Origin of the sequence: [Clostridium] citroniae WAL-17108, from assembly GCF_000233455.1 — a bacterium.
Classification (GTDB): Bacteria; Bacillota; Clostridia; order Lachnospirales; family Lachnospiraceae; genus Enterocloster; species Enterocloster citroniae.
In genome coordinates this window covers 112,559-132,059 of record NZ_JH376421.1, presented here as the reverse complement: position 1 = coordinate 132,059, position 19,501 = coordinate 112,559, and the positions used below count along the sequence as shown (strand labels likewise).

Sequence of the window (19,501 nt, the reverse complement as noted above, 5' to 3'; positions counted from 1 at the left end):
TATGGTTGCAATGATGTTTATCATATTTCTTGTACTGCTGATATTGGGAGTGCCCATTGCATTTTCACTGGGGTTTTCATCCCTGTTTTATCTGTTTGCAAACGGAATACCGCTGACCGTCATCGCCCAGAAGTTTTATGCCGGCATGGACTCCTTTACCCTGCTCTGCATTCCGGGATTTATGCTGGCAGGCGCATTGATGAACGGCGGAGGGATCACAAAGCGCATCCTGAATTTCTGTAACTCCTTCCTGGGGCATTTCCGCGGAAGCCTTGCACTGGTAAACATTGTGGCAAGCATGGTGTTTGCCGGCATTTCCGGCACCGCCATTGCCGATGTGTGCAGTCTGGGAAGCATGTTGATCCCGGCCATGGTGGAGGATGGTTATGATGATGATTTTTCCGTGGCGGTGACCGCGGCATCTTCGGTGGTGGGTCCCATTATCCCGCCCAGCGTGCCCATGGTCATAGCTGGTTCCTGCGTAAGTATTTCCGTGGGGAAAATGTTCCAGGCAGGTATCATTCCGGGAATACTGCTGGGCCTGGCCCTCTGTGTACCCACCTATATCATTTCCGTAAAGCGCGATTATCCAAGGCATGAGAGGGCTGACTGGAAGGTGCGTGCTCAGACGACCAAGGACGCGATTTGGGCCATGTTGATGCCGGTCATCCTTCTTGGGGGGATCCTTTCCGGTGTGTTTACACCCACGGAGGCATCCATTGTCACCTGCGTATACGCACTGATCGTAGGAGTCTTTGTATATAAGGAGATCAAGATCACGGATGTGCCCAGGATTGTGTGGGAAAATATAAGGGCCTGCGCCAGCATTATCGTGCTCATTGGCCTGGCCAATGTATTTGCCTATATCCTGACAGCGGAACGCATTCCGCAGATGGTGGCCAACAGCATACTCAGCATCACGGATAACCGCATTGTGGTGATCCTTCTCATCAATGTGGTGCTGCTGTTTGTGGGTATGTTCATGGAAAGCCTTGCGGCGATCCTGATCACCTTTCCGGTACTGCTTCCAGTGGCAACCGCGGTGGGGATGGATCCGGTCCACTTTGCGCTGATGGCGATCCTGAACCTGATGCTGGGGCTGACAACACCGCCGGTGGGCATGTGCGTGTGCACAGGCGCCCAAATAGGAAAAATTTCTGCTTTTAAGGCTTTCAGGGCCACGATTCCATTCCTGGCCACGAGCCTTTTTGTACTGATGCTGGTATCATTTGTACCCCAGCTTACCCTGTGGATACCAAGCATTTTAAATTAACACTATAAGTAGTTGGAGGATGAGGAAAATGGGACAGGTTGTTGTTATAACCGGCGCAGGCGGCGGCCTTGGCAGTGTGTTTGCCGTGGAGCTTGCCAAAGACGGTAAGCTGATCGCTGTGCTGGATTATGATATGGAGGCTGCCCAAAGGGTGGCGGCAAAAATCAGGGAACAGGGCGGGACTGCGGCTGCGGTCCGCTGTAATGTGGTGGACAAAAATTCCATGGAACAGGCCCGCCGGGAGGTGAGGGAAAAACTGGGAAAGTGCAATGTGCTGATCAACTGCGCCGGAATCCAGGACCCCCTTGCCAAGACGACTGTGGAAGCATACAGGCAGGGGGAGGAGATGGATACGCAGGTATCAAAGGCTGATCCGGACAGCCCGGACAGCAGGGGAGCTGCCCGGGAACTGCTGGGAAAGAGCCGTACCCTGTTTAACATTGACGCTGAAAAGATGATGGGGGTCATGAATGTGAATTGGCTGGGGACTGTGATCGCCAGCCAGGTATTTGCAGTGGACCTTGTAGGAGTGGAGGGAAATTCCATTATCAACATCACCTCCATGGCGGCCTATGACGCCCTCAGCATGGTGCCTGCCTATGCGTCCAGCAAGGCTGCCGTGGATATGTTCACCCGGTGGCTGTCCAATTACCTGTCCAATGAATTCGGTAAGGTAAGGGTCAATGCAGTTGCTCCCGGATACTTCCTCACACCTTTAAACCATGACATGTACGTGAATCCTGACGGAACCTACACCCAGCGCTACTACAATGTGATCCACCGCACGCCCATGGGCAGGCTGGGGGATTCCAGGGAACTGGTGGGAGCGCTGCGGTTTTTTGCAGATCCTGATATGTCGGGCTACATTACGGGGCAGGTGATCGCAGTGGACGGAGGATTCCTGTCCTGCCCCGGTATTTAAGGACAGAATGGATGGAAAGGACGGAAAAATGAAAGCAATTACGGTAATTGGACCAAACCACATGGAGATGCTGGACATAGAGAAGCCTGTTATCACCGAACCGGACCAGGTCCTGGTGCGGATCCGTGCCGCGGGGATCTGCGGGTCCGATGTGCATGTGGCCCATGGAAGCAATCCTTATGCGGTATACCCAAGGGTGATCGGGCATGAGGCGGCCGGAGAAGTGGAGGCGGCCGGAACGGCGGTGAAGGATATTAAGGTGGGAGATGGGGTGGTATTTGAGCCCATTACATACTGCGGAAAATGTTATGCCTGCCGCAGCGGCCACCACAATGTGTGCAGGGACCTTAAGGTTCTGGGATGTATTGTGGACGGGACATTCAGGGAGTATGCAGTGGTAAAGCGGTCCCAGGTGTACCAATATGATAAACGTAAAATGAGTTATGTCCAGGCAGCCCTGTGTGAACCCTACACCATTGGATCCCAGGCCAATTGGCGCGGCAATGTCAGGCCCGGGGACGTGGTCCTGGTCCACGGGGCAGGGCCTATCGGCCTGATCGTAGCGGATGTGGCTAAGAGCCGGGGAGCGGTGGTGATCGTATCCGAGCCAAATGAAAACAGGCTTGCCATGGCAGCCGGGTTTGGGGCGGATCACATGGTCAATCCCATGAAGGAGGATCTGGACGCACTGATCATGGAGGTGACAAAGGGAGAGGGGGTCAATGTGGTGTTTGAGGCAGCGGGGATCCCGGCTCTTCTGGAACACGCCGTAAAGATCCTGTCACCGGCCGGCCGCCTGGTGGCCATGACATTTGGCCAGATACCCATTGCAATCGACTTTAAGGCGGTCAATGCAAAGGAACTCACCATCCTGGGGACCAGGCACCAGATGGAAAAATTCCCGGAAACGCTGGAACAGCTTCCAAACCGCCTGGACCGGATGGACCGGCTTATAACCCATGTGTTCCCGGCTGAAAAATACGAGGAGGCATTTGCCGTGCTGGCTGATAAGGGCAGCGGTGCGGGCAAGGTGGTCCTCACATTTGACTGAGGTTGGAACGACCTAAAAACCAACATTGCTGGTTGCCCGCTGACATGGTATAATAAACAGATACTGGCTGATAAATAAGTTTTGAGAGAGGAGTAATACCATGCAGGATAGTTCCACAGGGCAGATTGTATTGATCGCAGTAATAGCGGCCCTGTTTTTGGTCGTGCTGCCAAGGATACAGTCACGGACAGGAAAGAGTATGTCGGAGCTGTTATTGGGCATTAACAAGAAGAAGGAAAAGCAGGGGGAAGAGGGGCGGACTGCGGAGAAAAGCAGGGGCCGGGAGCCAAAACAGAAGAATGGCACCCAAGGCGACCTCACCATATTTGTTTCCCAGCTTTTGAAGTTTGCAGGCAAGAACGGTATGAGTGTTGTGGCGCCAGGTATGGTGGAATACCAGGGAAAGACGGCCCTTCTGGTGGCTCTCCTGGTGGCGCCTCACGGTGTGACGGGCATCCACTGCGTGGGATTCGGAGGCACCATTACCCCTGGGGAGGGATCCAAACCCTGGAACCAGCATATGAACGGAAAGGACCTGATGTTCACCAATCCGCGGGTGTTCTGCCAGGAGCAGTATGACCTGGTGCGCGCTGCCATGGATGAGGAGGGGATCAACGGGGATCTGAACATTGTAACCGTGTTTACCAATCCACGTGTGAACCTTTTGTACGGCCCTTCTGATTCTGTCTTTACCCAGAAGCAGTTTATGGAGTATCTGAAAAACACGGAGCTCCTTAAAACAGGGGACCTGGATGTGGCTGATACGACCAGGATCCTTGCAAAGCTGGCCAAAATCCAAGAGAAAAGGGCATCAAGGGGAAGGTTATCTAAAACGCGTAAGGGGGAGAAAAGGGAATGAAAGCGGGGATCATAAGATGTATGCAGACCGAGGATTACTGCCCGGGAACCACGGATTTCAGGATGATACGGGAGAAAAAGGGGGCGTTTGAGGGAATTGACGAGGAGATTGAGGTCATTGGTTTTATCAATTGCGGCGGATGTCCGGGGAAAAAGGCCGTGCTCAGGGCGCGGGAGCTTGTGAAGCGGGGAGCGGATACCATTGTATTTGCATCCTGCATACAAAAAGGGACACCCATTGGATATCCGTGTCCCTTTGCAAAAAGAATGAAGGAAGTCATACAGATGGATCTGCCGGATACGGTAAAGTATCTGGATTTCACACACTGAGATCCCGAATATGGATCGCGGCAACGTTCCGGTTCACGCAAAGTAGCCGGGATAACGCTTCACCAGTTCTGATTTTTCCACCCGGTGCCTTGTAAGGTGCCGGGTCATGAGCATTTCGGCCAGTTCGCTGTCGCGGCGGCCAATGGCATACAGGATATTTTCATGGTCCTCCACGATCTTATCCGGCTTAAGGGATTTCAGGGACAAGGCCCTGAGCCGGTCAAAATGCACCATCTGGGAATGGATGACCTCGTAGGTGCGTCCCTTGCCCACGGACAGGAATAACAGCCTGTGAAAGTCCGTGTCCAGTTCAAACAGCCGGGTATAGTCGGCTGCGTTCAGATACCGTATCTCATCCTCCAAGTTTGCTTTCAGCAATGTCTCATATTCCTGGGAAATGCCTTCGCACACAAGCTTTAACACCGCGTTCTCCAACACCAGGCGCATGAAACGGGACTCCTCAATGAGTTCGTAGTCAATTTTGGCAATGTAGCTGCCGCGCTGGGGCTGTATGTCCACCAGGCCCATTTTACTCAGCTCAATAAGGGCCTCCCGCACCGGAGTGCGGGAAAGCTTTAACAAAAGGGAGAGCTCGTTTTCGCTGACAGCGCTGCCCGGCGCCAGTTCAAGGGTGATGATGTTGTACAGAAGAACACGCAGCGCATAGGAGCGCGCGTTTTCAGATGGCTGCCTGTCTAATAGTTCCATATCATATCCTCGCTGATCTATTACATATTCTGGTTCATTTCCATTATTTTAAAAATCAAAGGTCAGTACGATCTTGCGGATGGATGGGTCGTGGCTGTCCACAAAGTCAAACGCTTCCTGGGCTTTGGTCAGGGGGAAGGTGTGGGAGATGGAGTTTGTAAGGTCCAGCTTGCCCTCATTTACCAGCTCAATGGCTTTGCCGAACATTTTGTTCTGAAGCCTGGAGCCCCTAACGTCCAGCTCTTTGGAGGTGATCAGGAACTGGTTGATCTCTGTGGGAGCAGTGGAAAAGCCCATGGTCATAACGCGGCCCGCATTGCCTGTGGCCTGGAGCAGATTGATCAGGGAATCCTTGTTGCACACCGCATCGATGGATACAGTGGCGCCGTGGCCATAGGTGTATTCCTTTACTTTTTCGATCAGGTTTTCCTTCAGCACGTTGATGGTGTGGGTAGCTCCGTTGGCCTTTGCCGCTTCCAGCTTATCATCCACCACATCGGCAACAATGATGTGGTCGCAGAGAAGGCGTGCGATCTTTAAGATAGAGCTGCCCAGGGCGCCGGAACCATAGATCAGCAGCAGGTCGTCCTTTTCAAGATCCGCTCTGGTGCAGGACTGGATACCGATGGTGGTGGGCTCGATCATGACAGCATCCTGGTCGGACAGGGATTCAGGAAGGATATAACAGTCTGATTCCGGAACAGCAATATATTCCCTGTAACCGCCGTCAATATGCACGCCCCGTACAGCCAGGCTGTCACATACATTTCCTCTGCCGATCTTACAGGGGTAGCAGTGCCCGCAGCTGGTGACCTGATTGATGATAACCCTGTCGCCTACTTTCAGGTTGGCTACGCCAGGGCCCGCTTCCTCGACCCTGCCCACCATCTCATGACCAATGATCCTGGGGTAAGTGGCTGCCGCGTTGGTCCCGTGATAAATACCCACATCGGAACCGCAGATCCCTGCAGCGGTCATCTTAACAAGAACATTGTCCTTTTCTGTGATCACGGGCTTTTCAATGTCGATCAGCTTTAATTCATTGGGTTTCACAATCTGTACGGCTTTCATAATCATTCTCCTTTAATTCATTGATTTTCTGTGTTATTGTATCACATCAACTACCATACAAGTATACTAATACCCCTTGACGGAATTGTCAATGGCGGAAAATAAAATGGAAAAATGTGAGCGTTTTTCATAAAAATACATAATAAATATTGTGAAAAATTACATATTGAAAATAAAGCTTCCATATACTACCATACTAGTGAGACTTGCTTTATTTGTAATCTATCAATATTCTTATTTCAAAAGGAAAGGGTAATCAGATGAAACTAACATTGGAAGGATTAAAAGACAAGAGTTTGTGGGAAGCAGCCGGTATCGGACTTCCTAAATACGATACCCGTGCAGTGGCGGAAGAGACAAAGCAGGCGCCTGTGTGGGTGCACTTTGGAGCAGGGAACATTTTCCGTATATTTATCGGCGGACTGGCGGACAGGCTGATCGAGAGCGGGGAGAGCAGCAAGGGCATCACCTGCGTGGAAACCTTTGATTTTGATGTGATTGATCAGATATATAAGCCCTACGACAACCTGGTGCTGGCAGTTACCTTAAAGGCTGACGGTTCCACGGACAAGAAGGTCATCGGATCTCTTACCGAGGCCCTGAAGGCCCAGTCAGGGGTGAAAGAGGAGTGGGACCGTTTAAAGGAGATTTTTATCAATCCGGTGCTTCAGATGATCTCCTTTACCATAACGGAAAAGGGCTATGCCCTGAAGGGATCGGACGGAACTTATTTCCCATTTATACAGGCGGACATTGACAATGGTCCGGACAAGGCTGTATCTGCCATGGCAGTTGTATGCGCTCTCTTATATGAGAGATATAAGGCATGCAAGGCTCCGCTGGCAGTGGTATCCATGGATAACTGCTCCCACAATGGTGAGAAGCTTCAAAGCTCCATCCTTACCATGGCAAAGGAATGGAACCAGAAGGGATATGTGGAGGACGGATTCATTGCCTATCTCTCTGATGAGAACCAGGTTTCCTTCCCCTGGTCCATGATCGATAAGATCACCCCACGCCCCGCGGATTCCGTATGCGCTGAGTTGGAGAAGGCCGGTGTGGAGGATATGGCCCCGGTCATCACCTCCAAGAAGACTTATATTGCTCCATTTGTAAACGCAGAGGGACCTCAGTACCTGGTGATCGAGGACAAGTTCCCCAATGGCAGGCCTGCCCTGGAAAAGGCCGGCGTATATATGACTGACAGGGATACGGTCAACAAGGTGGAGCGGATGAAGGTAACCACCTGCCTGAACCCTCTTCACACAGCTCTGGCCGTATACGGCTGCGTGCTGGGATATACCTTGATCGCGGATGAGATGAAGGATGAGCAGCTGAACAGGCTGGTCCATGAGATCGGTCCGGTGGAGGGAATGCCTGTTGTGACAGACCCCGGCATCCTGTCCCCTGAAGACTTTGTAAATGAAGTCATCAATGTGAGGATCCCCAACCCCTTTATGCCTGATACGCCACAGAGGATCGCCACCGACACCTCACAAAAGGTTGGGATCCGCTATGGCGAGACCATCAAGGCTTATGTTGAAAAGTATGGCGATGCAAAGAAGCTGAAGGCCATTCCCCTGGCCCTTGCGGGCTGGTGCAGGTATCTGCTGGCAGTGGATGATGAGGGCAATGCATTTGAGCTTTCAGCCGATCCCATGGTGCCTGAGCTGACAGCTGCGTTAAAGGGAATCCAGGTTGGAACGCCTGAGTCCTACACGGGACAGTTAAAGCCCATCCTTTCCAATGCCAATATCTTTGGAATCGACCTTTATGAGGCCGGCATCGGCGAGACGGTGGAGGCAATGTTCCAGGAGGAGATTGCAGGCCCGGGGGCTGTGAGAGCCACACTTAAGAAGTATGTTGGATAGTTTCAGATACCATAGGGAAATATTATAGGCATACACCATAAGGAAATCAGTCCGAGGGGCTTTCCCCTCGAACCCTAAAACAAAAATTAGTTTGTCTGCATTCTGCGGTCCGGGCGTTCTGCCGGGCCGTTTTTTTGCCGTTTCTTCCTTTTATATTATTGCTGCACTTTCCATACCACGTTTTACAGTGTATGTTTGGAGGCATAGTTTTGCAGATAAGAGTTAAAATTCTTTCTATATTCCATTGGATTACAGTTTAACAGCTTTTTGAAAACTGAGGAAAAATAATTGCTGGAGGAAAAGCCCAGTTCGTAAGCCAGCTTTGTGATCTGGATATCGCTGGTTTCCAGCATGTGCTTGGCCTGTTCCATTTTCTGGAGCAGGATATATTCATTGGGGGTGATGCCCACCTCCTCCTTAAATTTTGTCTTAAACCTGGACAGGGAATAGCCTGAGGCTTCAGCCAGTTCCTGAAGGGACAGGGACCTGCTGATGTTTTCCCGGATGTAATCAATGGATTGCTGGATGTTAGGGTTAAAGGGATGGATCGCTCCTTTTTCCACTGGAAGCATATAGCACAGATTGGAGAGGAAACAGCTTAAAAATAAAACCCCGTTTCTCACATCCTGTATATTTTCACTGGAAAATAAGTTGAAGGCCATGCGTATGAGCTGGATTTCGGTGGTTGACATCTGCAGATGGCGGTGCTTGATGGAAAGCAGATAGTCACAGAGAGCGTTGCTGTACTCCTTGTTCAGACAGAGAAGGTTATTGCGCTCCTTCATATCGATCTGGAACGCGTAGAACTCACAGGGCATCTGGGGCAGGTTGCCGTTCCCATGGAGTTCATAGGGGAAGGTGATAAAGGCTTCGTTTCCGGTGATGGTGTAGGAGACACGTCCATCCATCTGTTCTAAAAAGGAAATCCTCTTTCCTTTGATCATACAGTGGATTTCCCATATATCCGAGTGGTAATGGGTGGGGCTTGGGGGGATGGATGAATTCATACGCCAGTGGGCAAAGTTCGCCAGGCCTGGAATATGATGCTTTTCCCGTGTTATGACCTGCTTATGCTTCTGCCAGCAGTAATCATCAAAAATTTCAGGCATTGTTGGGACCCTCCTTTGCTTTAGTGAGACTATTTCTGAAAACACAATAAGAATTTGATCCAGTTCACAAAAAGTATGAAATAGTACTAGATATTATATTGGATGCAATTCAAACCTAAAAACATTATACTATGTCTGACATAAAAAATCAAAATGGAGGAATGAGATGAAAGAAATAGCAAGTGGCGTATGGCCGGTCATGATCACGCCTTTCACTGCCGACAACAAGGTTGATTATGATGCGGTCCTGAGGATCATCCAGTGGTATGAGAGGATGAATGTAACAGGAATTTTCGCGGTTTGCCAGTCCAGCGAGATGTTTTTCCTGGATAAGGAGGAGCGGTTAGAGCTGGCAAGGTTTGTGATCCGTAATACACCAAAGCATATGGGTGTCATTGCCTCCGGACATGTGGCTGAAAAGATGGAGGATCAGGTTCGGGAAGCCCAGGCGATCATTGATGCGGGGGCGGAGTCTTATGTGTTTATCTCAAACCAGTTTGCAAAGGAGGGGGAGAGTGAGGACATAGCAAAAAAGAACATTGAATATCTGCTGGACCATGTTGAGGCTGACAGCTTTGGGGTTTACGAATGCCCGGCCCCCTATAAGCGCCTGCTCTCCCCTGAATTATTAAGGTGGTGCGCTCAGACAGGAAAATTTGCGTTCTTAAAGGATACATGCTGTGACCTGAAACAGCTGAAGGCAAAGTGTGAGGCAGTAAAGGGAACCGCTCTTAAGATCTTTAACGCCAATGCGGCAACCCTGTTGGAAAGCCTGAAAATGGGGTGCGCAGGATATTCTGGAGTCATGGCCAACTTCCATGGGGATCTGTATGCATGGATGTGCAGCAATTACCATAAGGAACCGGAGCGGGCAAAGGAGCTCATGGATTTCCTGGGAGCCGCCTCCATGGTGGAGTGCCAGGTTTACCCTGTCAACTGTAAGTATCACATGCAGCTGGAGGGCGTGGATATGAGCCTGGTGACCCGATCAAAGGATGCATCCCTTCTGACAGAGAGCAAGAGGATGGAGATTGAACAGTTTCATGCCATTACACAGGTGTACAGGAACAGGTTTTTTGGAGTATAAGTCACGTTAACAATGGAAATGTATAGGAGGATTACATTTATGAAGAAGAGATTGATAGCAATGGTACTTTCAGCATCACTGGCAGCAGGCGCTTTAACAGGCTGCTCAGGCAGTTCAGGAAAAGAGACAGCACCGGCCCAGGCACCGGCGGCTGATGCGTCAAAGGAATCAGAGGGACAAGCCGGTTCCCAGGGGACGGCGGACGCCTCGGCGGATCCGTCCGTGGATCTGATCTTTACCTCAGTGTCCGTGACAGGCGATTCCCATACCATTGCCATGACGGCATTTGCAGAAAAGGTAAAGGAACTGTCCGGAGGCTCCGTCACCTGTAAAACATACTCAGACGGTACTCTGTTCTCATCTGAGAATGAATTTGATGCCCTGCTGTCCGGGGATGCGGATCTGGCCTACATATCCTTCCCCACACTGGCCACACAGTCGGGACTGGAATGGTGCTCCATGGTGGCGTCAGGGTATTTCTGGAGCTCCTATGACCATATGACCAATACGCTGAACGGAGAGCTTGGGGAGGAGATCTTTGGAAACATCCAGAGCCAGATCAACTGTATCCCAATGTCCGCTTTTTATCTGGGAAGCCGTGTGGTGAATACAAGAAATAAAGAGATCAACACCTACGAGGATATGAGCGGGATACTGCTCAGGATGCCCAACTCCGAGACTTGGCTGAACCTGGGCGAGGCCCTGGGAGCCAACCCCACCCCTCTTTCCTTTTCCGAACTGTATACCGCGCTGCAGACAGGCGCAGTGGATGCCCAGGAGAATCCCCTTCCCACGGATGTCAGCGCCGCGTTCTATGAGGTGGCGCCCTATATAGCCATCACCAATCATGTGATCGATTCCATTCTTCCCTGTATCAATACGGATACCTGGAACAGCATGACCGATGCACAGAAGGCAGCGGTGACAGAGGCCATGGAATACGCAAGAAGCGTAAATGATGATGCCAGGATTGAGGAGGAGGAAAAGGACATTGCCTTCCTTGAGGAAAAGGGCTGTACCATCACATACCCTGACCTGGTGGAGTTTAAGGAAAAGGTTCAGGCTTACTATACAAACCATCCGGAACAGACGGAAACATGGGATATGGATCTGTATGACAGGATCCAGGCAATGGCCAACTAGGAAGCTGTGCTGATTTCTGACCATGTGCTGATAGGCAGGGAGTAGGCCATACCTATTCCCTGTTTGTGAAAGGAGGATTTATTTTGGATAACTTGAAAAAGGCGGGAAAAGCCGTGGTGGATTTCATGGGGATCGTTGTGCCCAGCATATCGTTTATAATGATATTCATCACATTTATGATCTCCATCTGTTCCAGGTATTTTTTCAGAAGCGCGGTGACCTGGAGCTATGAGGTATCCGTTCTGGGATATATGTGGACCATGTTTTTCGGCGTGGGTAAGGCAATTGAAGCGGACGAACACGTAGTGTTTGGACTGGTCTACGATACATTAAAGCCCTTTGGGCAATTCATGTGCAAAATGGTCTATAACATTTTCCTGCTGGCCCTTCTGCTGTTTTGTTTTGTCCCGTGCGTACAGGCCCTGCTGGGCAGGCAGATGGTGACAGGAGTGCTTAAACTGCCCTACACGGTAGTATTCGCTCCCTTTGTGTACATGCTGGCAGAGGTGATCGTGCGCACTGTCATCAATATCGTAAAAACCGTAAAGGATTATAAGCAGATCAAGGAAGGGGCGGCATAAAATGAATATTCCTATTATCATGTTATTTGTTGTACTTGCAATTTGTTTCATTATCCGTATGCCGGTATCATTTTCCATGCTTGCAGCGTCAATTACCTATTATCTGCTTGCAGCGCCTGATAAGGTTGGGCAGGTATTTACCGTCATAACCGGAAATATGTTTTCCAATTATACCATGCTGGCGGCTCCCCTGTTTATCTTTATGGCCAATGTGCTTAACGAGGGGGAGGTCACCGACAAACTGTTTTCATTCTGCAACGGCCTGCTGGGGCGCCTGAAGGGCGGTACGGCCCAGGTCAACGTATTTATCTCCCTTATCTTCTCGGGAATGACAGGATCGGCCATAGCGGATGCTTCCGGCATCGGCCTGATGGAGATCGAGCAGATGAAAAAAGAGGGGTATGACCCGGAGTTCAGCTGCGCCATTACCGCGGCGTCCGCCACCATCGGACCCATTTTCCCGCCGTCCATTCCCATGGTCATCTACGCCATGCTGTCCGGGGCATCGGTGGGCAAGCTTTTTATGGGAGGCATGGTTCCGGGGGTACTGCTGGCAGTTTTACTGATGATCTATGTGGCATACATTTCACACAAGCGCAACTATCCTGCCGGTGTGGTGATGACCCTGCGCCAGTTTGGGAAAGCCACCATTATTGCGTTTCCGGCCCTGTTTACAGTTGTACTCCTTTTGGGCGGTATCTATACAGGCGTGTGCACACCCACGGAAGCCGGCGCCATCGCCTCCGCCTACGCCCTTCTTATCTCCCTGCTGATTTACCGCACCCTTGGTCTTAAGAAACTGGTCGGTATTGTGAGGAAATCCGCAGCCAATACAGCTACCCTGGCGCTTTTGTGCGGAACCTCCATGCTGTTCTCCTATATCATTTCACTGGAGCAGGTTCCGGCAGCTGTGGCAACGGTTGTTACAGGGATCACGGACAACAAATACATTTTCCTGTTTGTGGTCAACATTGTCTTTTTGCTCCTGGGCTGTGTGCTGGATGTGAGTACGATCCAGCTGGTATTTGTCCCCATGGTGCTTCCGCTGGTCAAGGCGTTTGGGATTGACCTGGTCCACTTTGGCGTTGTGATCTGCCTGAATATGATGATCGGGCTTTCCACCCCGCCCTTTGGCATGCTGCTTTTTATCGTGTCAGGACTGGGAAAAACAAAGATCGTGGGTGTCATAAGGGAGATCCTGCCCATGGTGCTGATTATGATCGGATTGCTGTTCCTTGTGACCTATGTACCCGATATCATACTGTTTATTCCAAATACATTTATGTAGACGAACGGCTGTTTGGAGATGAAGCCGGGGAGGCATAACGCAGATGAAAATAGCAGACTTACATACGCTCCTGGCTCAATGGGAACATCCGGACAAAGAGTTCAGGAGCGCCCCCTTTTGGGGGTGGAACGCCTTCCTTGACCGGGAGAATCTGGAGTTTCAGATCGGTGAGATGAAGAAAGAAGGAATGGGCGGTTTCTTTGTCCATTCCAGAGAGGGGCTGGAGACCCCATATCTCTCCGGGGAATGGATGGACGCGCTGGCACTGTGCGTGGACAAGGCATCGGAGGAGGATCTGGAGGTCTGGATCTATGATGAGGATAAGTGGCCCTCCGGTTCTGCCGGGGGAATGGTCAGCCACAGGAATCCGGACCAATACGCCGCCAAGGGGCTTACCCTGGAGATCCTGCCCCCGGAGATCCTGCCCTGTAAAGAGGCCGGAAGCCTGGGGCTTTCCGGGGAAGAAGCAGCTGTGGACGGGAAGATCCTGGGAATCTATGACAACGTGGTGGAGGGGATGGTCCTGGTCCTGAGGATGGAGCGTTCCGGCGCCAGCGAATGGTACAACGGATACGCCCCCACGGATAACCTGAACCCCCAGGCGGTGAGTGAATTTATGCAAATGACCCACGGCCGGTATAAGCAGCGGTTTGGAGCAGAATTTGGAAAACGGATCAAAGGTTTTTTCACAGACGAGCCCAACTGCTGTGATTTTTTCAGTGTATTTACAAAGGGACGGCCCTGGCTTGTGTGGACGGAAGATTTCCCACGGGTATTTGAGGAAAAAAGGGGTTACAGCCCCATGGAATATCTGCCCTATCTGTTTATAGAAGGCAAGGAGAGCAGCAGGATCCGCCACGATTACTGGCGCACGGTCACGGAGCTTTTCTCCGAGAGTTACATGAAGCAGCTGTATCAGTGGTGCGATGAAAACAGCCTGTCCATGACAGGGCATGTGCTGTATGAAAATGATCTGGGCTATAACATCCGGGTCTGCGGCGCGGCCATGCCGTTGTACCGGTTCATGCATTGCCCGGGGATCGATATCCTGGGGGAACAGACCCGGGAGTATCTCACCGTAAAGCAGTGCACCAGTGTGGCGAACCAATATGGACGCTCCATGGTTCTCTCAGAGACTTATGGCTGTACGGGGTGGGAGTTCACCTTCGAGGGTCAGAAGTGGCTGGGAGACTGGCAGTTTGTAATGGGAGTGACCAGAAGGTGCCAGCATCTGGCCCAGTATTCCATCACAGGATGCAGGAAAAGGGATTATCCTCCTGTGTTTAACTACCAGACAACCTGGTGGGAGTACAACCATCTGATGGAAACATATTTTGCCCGCCTGTCCGCATGTGTCACCACGGGGGAGGTGGTAAGGCATGTTTTGGTACTTCATCCCATTACCTCGCTGTGGACCATGTGTAAAAGCAGCCCGGAGGAGGATCTGGACCACATAGAGATGAATATGGGATGGCTGGACAGCCATATTACGGATCTGAACCGCTTGGGCGAGGAGTATAACCGGCTGGCAAACATGCTGTTGGGAGCCCATTGGGATTTTGATTTTGGAGATGAGATCATCCTGGGGGAAAATGCATCGGTTGACAACAAAATGCTGCGGGTGGGCATCCGCAGGTATGACACAGTGGTGGTGCCCGGGGTTTTGTCCCTGTTTAAGACCACAGTGGATCTTTTGGAAGAATTTGTAAAGGCGGGAGGCCGTCTCATCTGGGTGGGAGCATTTCCGCGCATGATTGAGGGAAGGCCCGGCTGTCTGGCGGAACATGTATTTGGAAACGCGCCCATTTTCAGGTGCACATCCTTTGAAGAACTGTTAGGAGTACTGGAACAGGTACAGCCCAGGGAAGTGCGGGTGGAAAAAAAGGAGGGCGGGGAGGATACGCAGATCCTTACCATGCTGAGGAAAACAGAGGACGGATACCTGGTGTTTGCGGTCAATCATGACCGGGAGGGGGAACATCCCGTCACGTTTTCCTTATCAGTCCGGGGCAAAGTGGAAGTGTTAGATTTATGGACCGGGGAAAAGTGGGAAAAAGAGGTGGAACGATCCGGCGCCGGCATGGCGTTTGTGGATACATTCCGCCCCGCCTTGAGCAGGATCTATCTGATCCATACCAAAGAAGCGCCCAAAGAGGGGAAACAGGCATTTCCATACCGCCATCCCCATTATACGGATCCTGTTTTTGCCGCACTGGGGCCGGAGGCGGCGTTTTCCCGGACCGCTCCCAATGTACTGACCCTGGACCGTTGCCGCTATTGCCTGGACCATGGAGAGTGGTCGGATGAAATGGAGGTGTGGCAGGCCCAGCGCCGGATCAGGGAACAGCTTAACATGCAGCAGGTATATTACAACGGAGCGCCCCAAAGATACATGTGGATCAATGATCCCTGCAAAACGGACGGTACTGCATTTGCCCTGCGGTTTGAGTTTTCAGTGGAAGCCCTGCCGGAAACGGTATGTTATGGGGTGATCGAAAAGCCGGAGGGCTATTTGGTAACCTGCAACGGTATGGGATGTGAATTGGCAGACGGATATTTTATGGACCGTGATATGAAAAAGATTCGGCTGAATGGATTAAAAACCGGAAAAAACATCCTTGAGATAACCGGGAAATACAGCCGGAAGGTGGAACTGGAGGACAGCTATATCATAGGTGATTTTGGTGTGAATCCACAGAGAGCCATTACCGCAGAACCGGAACGGATCCATTTTGGAGACTGGTGTTTCCAGGGATATTACCATTATGCAGGCAGCATGGTCTACCATTTTGACCTGCCGGGGAAAATGAAAGACAGCAAACGGATCATACTCCATCTGGGCCAATACAGGGGAACACTGGCAGGAATACTGGTAAACGGTAAAAAGGCAGGATATCTCATGGGCAAGTGCTACAGGGATCTGGATATCACGGATCATCTGGAGGAAAAGGAAAACCATCTGGATATTGAGGTGGTGGGAAGCCCCAGAAACATGTTTGGTCCTTTCCATCAGGCATACACCGGCTGCACCAGGATCAGCTGGAAGGATTTCCGGACAGAAGGAATGTACCACTGCAGCGGCTATGTGCTGGAACCCTACGGGCTGATGGAACAAATAACATTATATGAGGTGTAAGATGGTGACTGATAAGATTGAAAACCTGGGAAGCTATCCGCAGCTTGAAAAATACCAAAAGGAAATTGAGGAGTTTATCAAAGCGCTGGATATGCAGGAGTTGGAGGAAGGACGGTATGTGCTGAGGGAGGACACACTCATTGCCCTTGTCCAGAAGTACCATACCAGGGACAAGGATTCTTCACGCATGGAATCACATAAAAAATACGCGGACCTGCAGTATATCCACAAAGGGGAAGAGATGATCTATACGGACCGTGTGGAGGAGCTGGTGCTTGCGGAGGACCGTACTCCGGAGGAAGACATCCTCTTTTATGAACCCAGAAGGGACAGCGGTGCGGATGTCTTAAAAAGCGGAATGTTCGGATACTACGAACCCCAGGACGCCCATATGCCCTGCATAACGTATCTGAACAGCTGTGATGTGGTAAAGGTGGTATTTAAAATTAAAATGATCTAAAGGAGGATATGTAATGTCGGAAAAGAGATTGATAGGAGATTACCCGGTGATCGGCATCCGTCCCATCATAGATGCCAGAAAGGGGATTCTGGATGTGAGGGGCTCCCTTGAGGGACAGACCATGGCAATGGCCCAGGCGGCAAAGCAGCTGCTGGAAACGAATTTAAAATATACGGACGGCAGTCCGGTGAGAGTGATCACTGCGGACCAGACCATTGGACGTGTGGCGGAGAGCGCTGCATGTGCGGAGAAGTTCAAAAAGGAAGGGGTGGATATTACCCTTTCCGTAACCCCCTGCTGGTGTTACGGGTCCGAGACCATGGATATGGACCCCATGACGATCAAAGGTGTGTGGGGCCTGAATGCCACAGAGCGCCCCGGGGCCGTTTATCTGGCCTCTGTGCTGGCCGGATACGGGAGAAAGGGGCTGCCCGCTTTTGGAATCTATGGGAAGGATGTACAGGATGCGGATGACACAGAGATCCCAAGGGACGTGCAGGAGAAGCTTCTGCGTTTCGGACGTGCCGCAGTGGCCGCAGCCACCATGAGAGGAAAATCCTACCTGCAGATCGGCGCTGCCTGCATGGGTATTTCCGGTTCCGCCATTGACCCTGACTTTTTTGAGGAATATCTGGGTATGAGGGTGGAATCCGTGGATGAGGTAGAGGTGCTGCGCCGGATCGAACTGGAGATCTACGATCAGAAGGAATATGAGAAGGCCCTGGCATGGACCAAGGAAAAGTGCCCGGAAGGGTTTGACAAGAATCCGGAACATGCAAGGCATACCAGGGAGCAGAAGGAGAAAAACTGGGAATTTACAGTGAAATGCGCCCTGGTGATCAAGGATCTGATGAACGGAAACAAAAGACTTGCACAGGGCTGTTCAGAGGAGATGCTGGGCCACAATGCACTGGCAGCCGGTTTTCAGGGGCAGAGGCAGTGGACGGATTATCTTCCCAATACGGATTTCCCGGAAGCGATCCTCAACTCCTCCTTTGACTGGAACGGAGCCCGTGAACCGTATATCCTGGCCACAGAAAATGATACGTTAAACGGGGCCAGTATGCTGTTCTTAAAACTTCTGACAAACCGCGCCCAGATGTTTGCCGATGTGCGCACCTGCTGGTCGGGGGATGGGGTCAGACGGGTTACGGGATATGAACTGGAAGGACATGCAAAGGAGGCTGACGGTTTCATCCATCTGATCAATTCCGGGGCCTGCTGTCTGGATGCATGCGCAGAGGCAAGGGATGGATCGGGAAAACCGGTGATCAAACCTTTCTGGGAAATGTCAAAGGAGGACGTGGATGCCTGCCTGAAGGCCACAACCTGGTGTGAGGCGGATCTGGGATACTTCCGGGGAGGAGGCTATTCTTCACGCTTTGAGACTAAATGCGAGATGCCTATGACCATGATCCGGCTGAACATAATAAAAGGGATCGGTCCGGTGGTACAGATTGCAGAAGGATGGAGCGTGGAGCTTCCAAAAGAGGTTTCGGATGTGATATGGAAACGGACGGATTACACCTGGCCCTGTACCTGGTTTGCACCCAGGACAACACCGGCGGGCGTCTTTAAAAGCGCCTATGATGTGATGAATAACTGGGGAGCCAACCATGGCGCCATCAGCTATGGCCATGTGGGAGCGGACGTCATTTCCCTCTGCTCCATGCTGCGCATTCCTGTATGCATGCACAATGTGCCGGAGGAAACCATATTCCGTCCCGCATGCTGGAACGCATACGGGATGGATAAAGAGGGGCAGGATTTCAGGGCCTGCGCCGCTTACGGGCCATTATACAAATAACAGATCAGTTTTTCCAGTTTCGGATCTCCAGCAGGCCGGGCACCAGAACATTGGCGCTGGTCTGCAGGATGATCCTTCCTTTTTCAGCTGTGGCACCGGAGGGATCGCCCCCAATGCCGATGGGTTTTCCCTCCGCTGTTTTCCAGTCCTCCGATACCCAGCCGATGGATACGGGGCCATAGGGCTGCAGGGACTGATTGTCTTTAAAGGCTGCCGGAATGCCTGGTTCTGAGGTCTCAAGCTTTACAAGGGACGGGTCCACGGCCATGACCATGGAAGTCTCCATCTCGCCGCCATGGAAATCCCATATATTTCCTTCCGAAACGGTGGCCTTTACGTCAGGATGGCTGAAGGCGCCGGAGGACAGGATAAAGGGGGAGATCCCCAGTTCACTTCTCAGCTCGCGGCTCAGAACCTGTGCAATGGGGGCATTTCCTCCATGGCAGACAAGGAGGGCCAGTTTTTTGAAGCCATGGTGGGCCAGGCTGGCGCATATGTCATACAGCATGTGGTAGTAGGTATCCGGCTTTAAGGTGACGGAACCGCAGAAATTCCTGTGCTCAGTGCTGAGCCCCACGGGGATGACCGGGAATATGAGCATGGGGAAGTCCGGGTCCTGGGCTTCCAACGCCTTTTTCAGATACTCCGTCATTGCCTGGGCAATGATGTCATCCGTGCCCAGGGGAGCCTGGTTCCCGTGCTGTTCCAGGGCGCCCAGGGGGATGAGGACAATGGTCTCCTCCCTGTCAATTTGTTCCATCTCAAGTCTTGTAAGTTCACTGTAATTTCTAATCATATTCTGCAAC

At 51.5% G+C, this 19,501-nt stretch carries 17 protein-coding genes; 13 read left to right on the top strand and 4 right to left on the bottom strand.

Features of this window, described 5'->3' with window-relative positions; all coding sequences use genetic code 11:
* The first annotated feature begins 1 nt into the window (after position 1).
* The 5 genes from HMPREF9469_RS10615 to HMPREF9469_RS10595 all read left to right on the top strand — a co-directional run bounded on the left by HMPREF9469_RS10615 (position 2) and on the right by HMPREF9469_RS10595 (position 4,434).
* Positions 2-1,273, top strand: a complete 1,272-nt coding sequence (locus HMPREF9469_RS10615; RefSeq protein ID WP_007861803.1) for a TRAP transporter large permease — start codon at positions 2-4, stop codon at positions 1,271-1,273.
* 28 nt (positions 1,274-1,301) lie between these two features.
* On the top strand, positions 1,302-2,195 hold the full coding sequence (locus tag HMPREF9469_RS10610; protein ID WP_007861801.1) for an SDR family NAD(P)-dependent oxidoreductase: 894 nt from the start codon (positions 1,302-1,304) through the stop codon (positions 2,193-2,195).
* A gap of 28 nt (positions 2,196-2,223) precedes the next feature.
* Complete coding sequence (locus HMPREF9469_RS10605; protein WP_007861800.1) at positions 2,224-3,246, top strand: zinc-binding alcohol dehydrogenase family protein; 1,023 nt, start codon at positions 2,224-2,226, stop codon at positions 3,244-3,246.
* 100 nt (positions 3,247-3,346) lie between these two features.
* Positions 3,347-4,105, top strand: a complete 759-nt coding sequence (locus HMPREF9469_RS10600) for a hypothetical protein (protein WP_007861798.1) — start codon at positions 3,347-3,349, stop codon at positions 4,103-4,105.
* Entirely contained in the window at positions 4,102-4,434 is a 333-nt protein-coding gene (locus HMPREF9469_RS10595; RefSeq protein ID WP_007861796.1) for a CGGC domain-containing protein, read from the top strand. Before HMPREF9469_RS10600 ends, HMPREF9469_RS10595 begins: the two co-directional genes overlap by 4 nt.
* 33 nt (positions 4,435-4,467) lie before the next feature.
* Here HMPREF9469_RS10595 and HMPREF9469_RS10590 read toward each other — a convergent pair whose 3' ends face one another.
* Positions 4,468-5,142 carry a GntR family transcriptional regulator gene (locus HMPREF9469_RS10590; RefSeq protein ID WP_007861794.1) on the bottom strand — a complete coding sequence of 225 codons (675 nt, stop codon included), beginning with the start codon at positions 5,140-5,142 and terminating at the stop codon, positions 4,468-4,470.
* A gap of 48 nt (positions 5,143-5,190) precedes the next feature.
* Entirely contained in the window at positions 5,191-6,213 is a 1,023-nt protein-coding gene (locus HMPREF9469_RS10585; RefSeq protein WP_007861793.1) for a zinc-binding alcohol dehydrogenase family protein, read from the bottom strand.
* 260 nt (positions 6,214-6,473) lie between these two features.
* Between HMPREF9469_RS10585 and HMPREF9469_RS10580 the strand changes: the two genes are divergently transcribed.
* Positions 6,474-8,084: a mannitol dehydrogenase family protein gene (locus HMPREF9469_RS10580; protein ID WP_007861792.1), complete on the top strand. Its 1,611-nt coding sequence runs from the start codon at positions 6,474-6,476 to the stop codon at positions 8,082-8,084.
* Positions 8,085-8,266: 182 nt separating this feature from the next.
* On the opposite strand, the gene HMPREF9469_RS30645 is transcribed toward HMPREF9469_RS10580, so the two are convergent.
* On the bottom strand, positions 8,267-9,193 hold the full coding sequence (locus HMPREF9469_RS30645) for a helix-turn-helix domain-containing protein (protein WP_007861790.1): 927 nt from the start codon (positions 9,191-9,193) through the stop codon (positions 8,267-8,269).
* Between the two features lie 166 nt (positions 9,194-9,359).
* On the opposite strand from HMPREF9469_RS30645, the gene HMPREF9469_RS10570 reads away from it, so the two are divergent.
* The 7 genes from HMPREF9469_RS10570 (at position 9,360) to HMPREF9469_RS10540 (ending at position 18,695) form a co-directional block, all read left to right on the top strand.
* The gene (locus HMPREF9469_RS10570) at positions 9,360-10,280 is read left to right on the top strand and encodes a dihydrodipicolinate synthase family protein (RefSeq protein WP_007861788.1); all 921 of its coding nucleotides are present in this window, start codon (positions 9,360-9,362) and stop codon (positions 10,278-10,280) included.
* Positions 10,281-10,319: 39 nt separating this feature from the next.
* A complete protein-coding gene (locus HMPREF9469_RS10565) occupies positions 10,320-11,423 on the top strand; it encodes a sialic acid TRAP transporter substrate-binding protein SiaP (protein ID WP_007861786.1) in 1,104 nt (367 codons plus the stop codon).
* An 83-nt stretch (positions 11,424-11,506) separates the two neighbouring features.
* The gene (locus HMPREF9469_RS10560) at positions 11,507-12,004 is read left to right on the top strand and encodes a TRAP transporter small permease (RefSeq protein WP_007861784.1); all 498 of its coding nucleotides are present in this window, start codon (positions 11,507-11,509) and stop codon (positions 12,002-12,004) included.
* 1 nt (position 12,005) lies between these two features.
* Positions 12,006-13,292: a TRAP transporter large permease gene (locus tag HMPREF9469_RS10555; protein ID WP_007861782.1), complete on the top strand. Its 1,287-nt coding sequence runs from the start codon at positions 12,006-12,008 to the stop codon at positions 13,290-13,292.
* 43 nt (positions 13,293-13,335) lie between these two features.
* Entirely contained in the window at positions 13,336-16,428 is a 3,093-nt protein-coding gene (locus HMPREF9469_RS10550; RefSeq protein ID WP_007861779.1) for a glycosyl hydrolase, read from the top strand.
* A 1-nt stretch (position 16,429) separates the two neighbouring features.
* On the top strand, positions 16,430-16,888 hold the full coding sequence (locus HMPREF9469_RS10545; RefSeq protein WP_007861777.1) for a NanQ anomerase/TabA/YiaL family protein: 459 nt from the start codon (positions 16,430-16,432) through the stop codon (positions 16,886-16,888).
* Positions 16,889-16,901: 13 nt separating this feature from the next.
* On the top strand, positions 16,902-18,695 hold the full coding sequence (locus HMPREF9469_RS10540) for an L-fucose isomerase (RefSeq protein WP_007861775.1): 1,794 nt from the start codon (positions 16,902-16,904) through the stop codon (positions 18,693-18,695).
* Positions 18,696-18,699: 4 nt separating this feature from the next.
* On the opposite strand, the gene HMPREF9469_RS10535 is transcribed toward HMPREF9469_RS10540, so the two are convergent.
* Positions 18,700-19,491 carry a creatininase family protein gene (locus HMPREF9469_RS10535; protein ID WP_007861773.1) on the bottom strand — a complete coding sequence of 264 codons (792 nt, stop codon included), beginning with the start codon at positions 19,489-19,491 and terminating at the stop codon, positions 18,700-18,702.
* Positions 19,492-19,501: the final 10 nt, after the last annotated feature.

Bases quoted from the DNA above. Each gene is read 5' to 3' on its own strand.
- HMPREF9469_RS10615 (WP_007861803.1), top strand. From the start codon at position 2: ATGGTTGCAATGATGTTTATCATATTTCTTGTACTGCTGATATTGGGA.
- HMPREF9469_RS10610 (WP_007861801.1), top strand. From the start codon at position 1,302: ATGGGACAGGTTGTTGTTATAACCGGCGCAGGCGGCGGCCTTGGCAGT.
- HMPREF9469_RS10605 (WP_007861800.1), top strand. From the start codon at position 2,224: ATGAAAGCAATTACGGTAATTGGACCAAACCACATGGAGATGCTGGAC.
- HMPREF9469_RS10600 (WP_007861798.1), top strand. From the start codon at position 3,347: ATGCAGGATAGTTCCACAGGGCAGATTGTATTGATCGCAGTAATAGCG.
- HMPREF9469_RS10595 (WP_007861796.1), top strand. From the start codon at position 4,102: ATGAAAGCGGGGATCATAAGATGTATGCAGACCGAGGATTACTGCCCG.
- HMPREF9469_RS10590 (WP_007861794.1), bottom strand. From the start codon at position 5,142: ATGGAACTATTAGACAGGCAGCCATCTGAAAACGCGCGCTCCTATGCG.
- HMPREF9469_RS10585 (WP_007861793.1), bottom strand. From the start codon at position 6,213: ATGAAAGCCGTACAGATTGTGAAACCCAATGAATTAAAGCTGATCGAC.
- HMPREF9469_RS10580 (WP_007861792.1), top strand. From the start codon at position 6,474: ATGAAACTAACATTGGAAGGATTAAAAGACAAGAGTTTGTGGGAAGCA.
- HMPREF9469_RS30645 (WP_007861790.1), bottom strand. From the start codon at position 9,193: ATGCCTGAAATTTTTGATGATTACTGCTGGCAGAAGCATAAGCAGGTC.
- HMPREF9469_RS10570 (WP_007861788.1), top strand. From the start codon at position 9,360: ATGAAAGAAATAGCAAGTGGCGTATGGCCGGTCATGATCACGCCTTTC.
- HMPREF9469_RS10565 (WP_007861786.1), top strand. From the start codon at position 10,320: ATGAAGAAGAGATTGATAGCAATGGTACTTTCAGCATCACTGGCAGCA.
- HMPREF9469_RS10555 (WP_007861782.1), top strand. From the start codon at position 12,006: ATGAATATTCCTATTATCATGTTATTTGTTGTACTTGCAATTTGTTTC.
- HMPREF9469_RS10550 (WP_007861779.1), top strand. From the start codon at position 13,336: ATGAAAATAGCAGACTTACATACGCTCCTGGCTCAATGGGAACATCCG.
- HMPREF9469_RS10545 (WP_007861777.1), top strand. From the start codon at position 16,430: ATGGTGACTGATAAGATTGAAAACCTGGGAAGCTATCCGCAGCTTGAA.
- HMPREF9469_RS10540 (WP_007861775.1), top strand. From the start codon at position 16,902: ATGTCGGAAAAGAGATTGATAGGAGATTACCCGGTGATCGGCATCCGT.
- HMPREF9469_RS10535 (WP_007861773.1), bottom strand. From the start codon at position 19,491: ATGATTAGAAATTACAGTGAACTTACAAGACTTGAGATGGAACAAATT.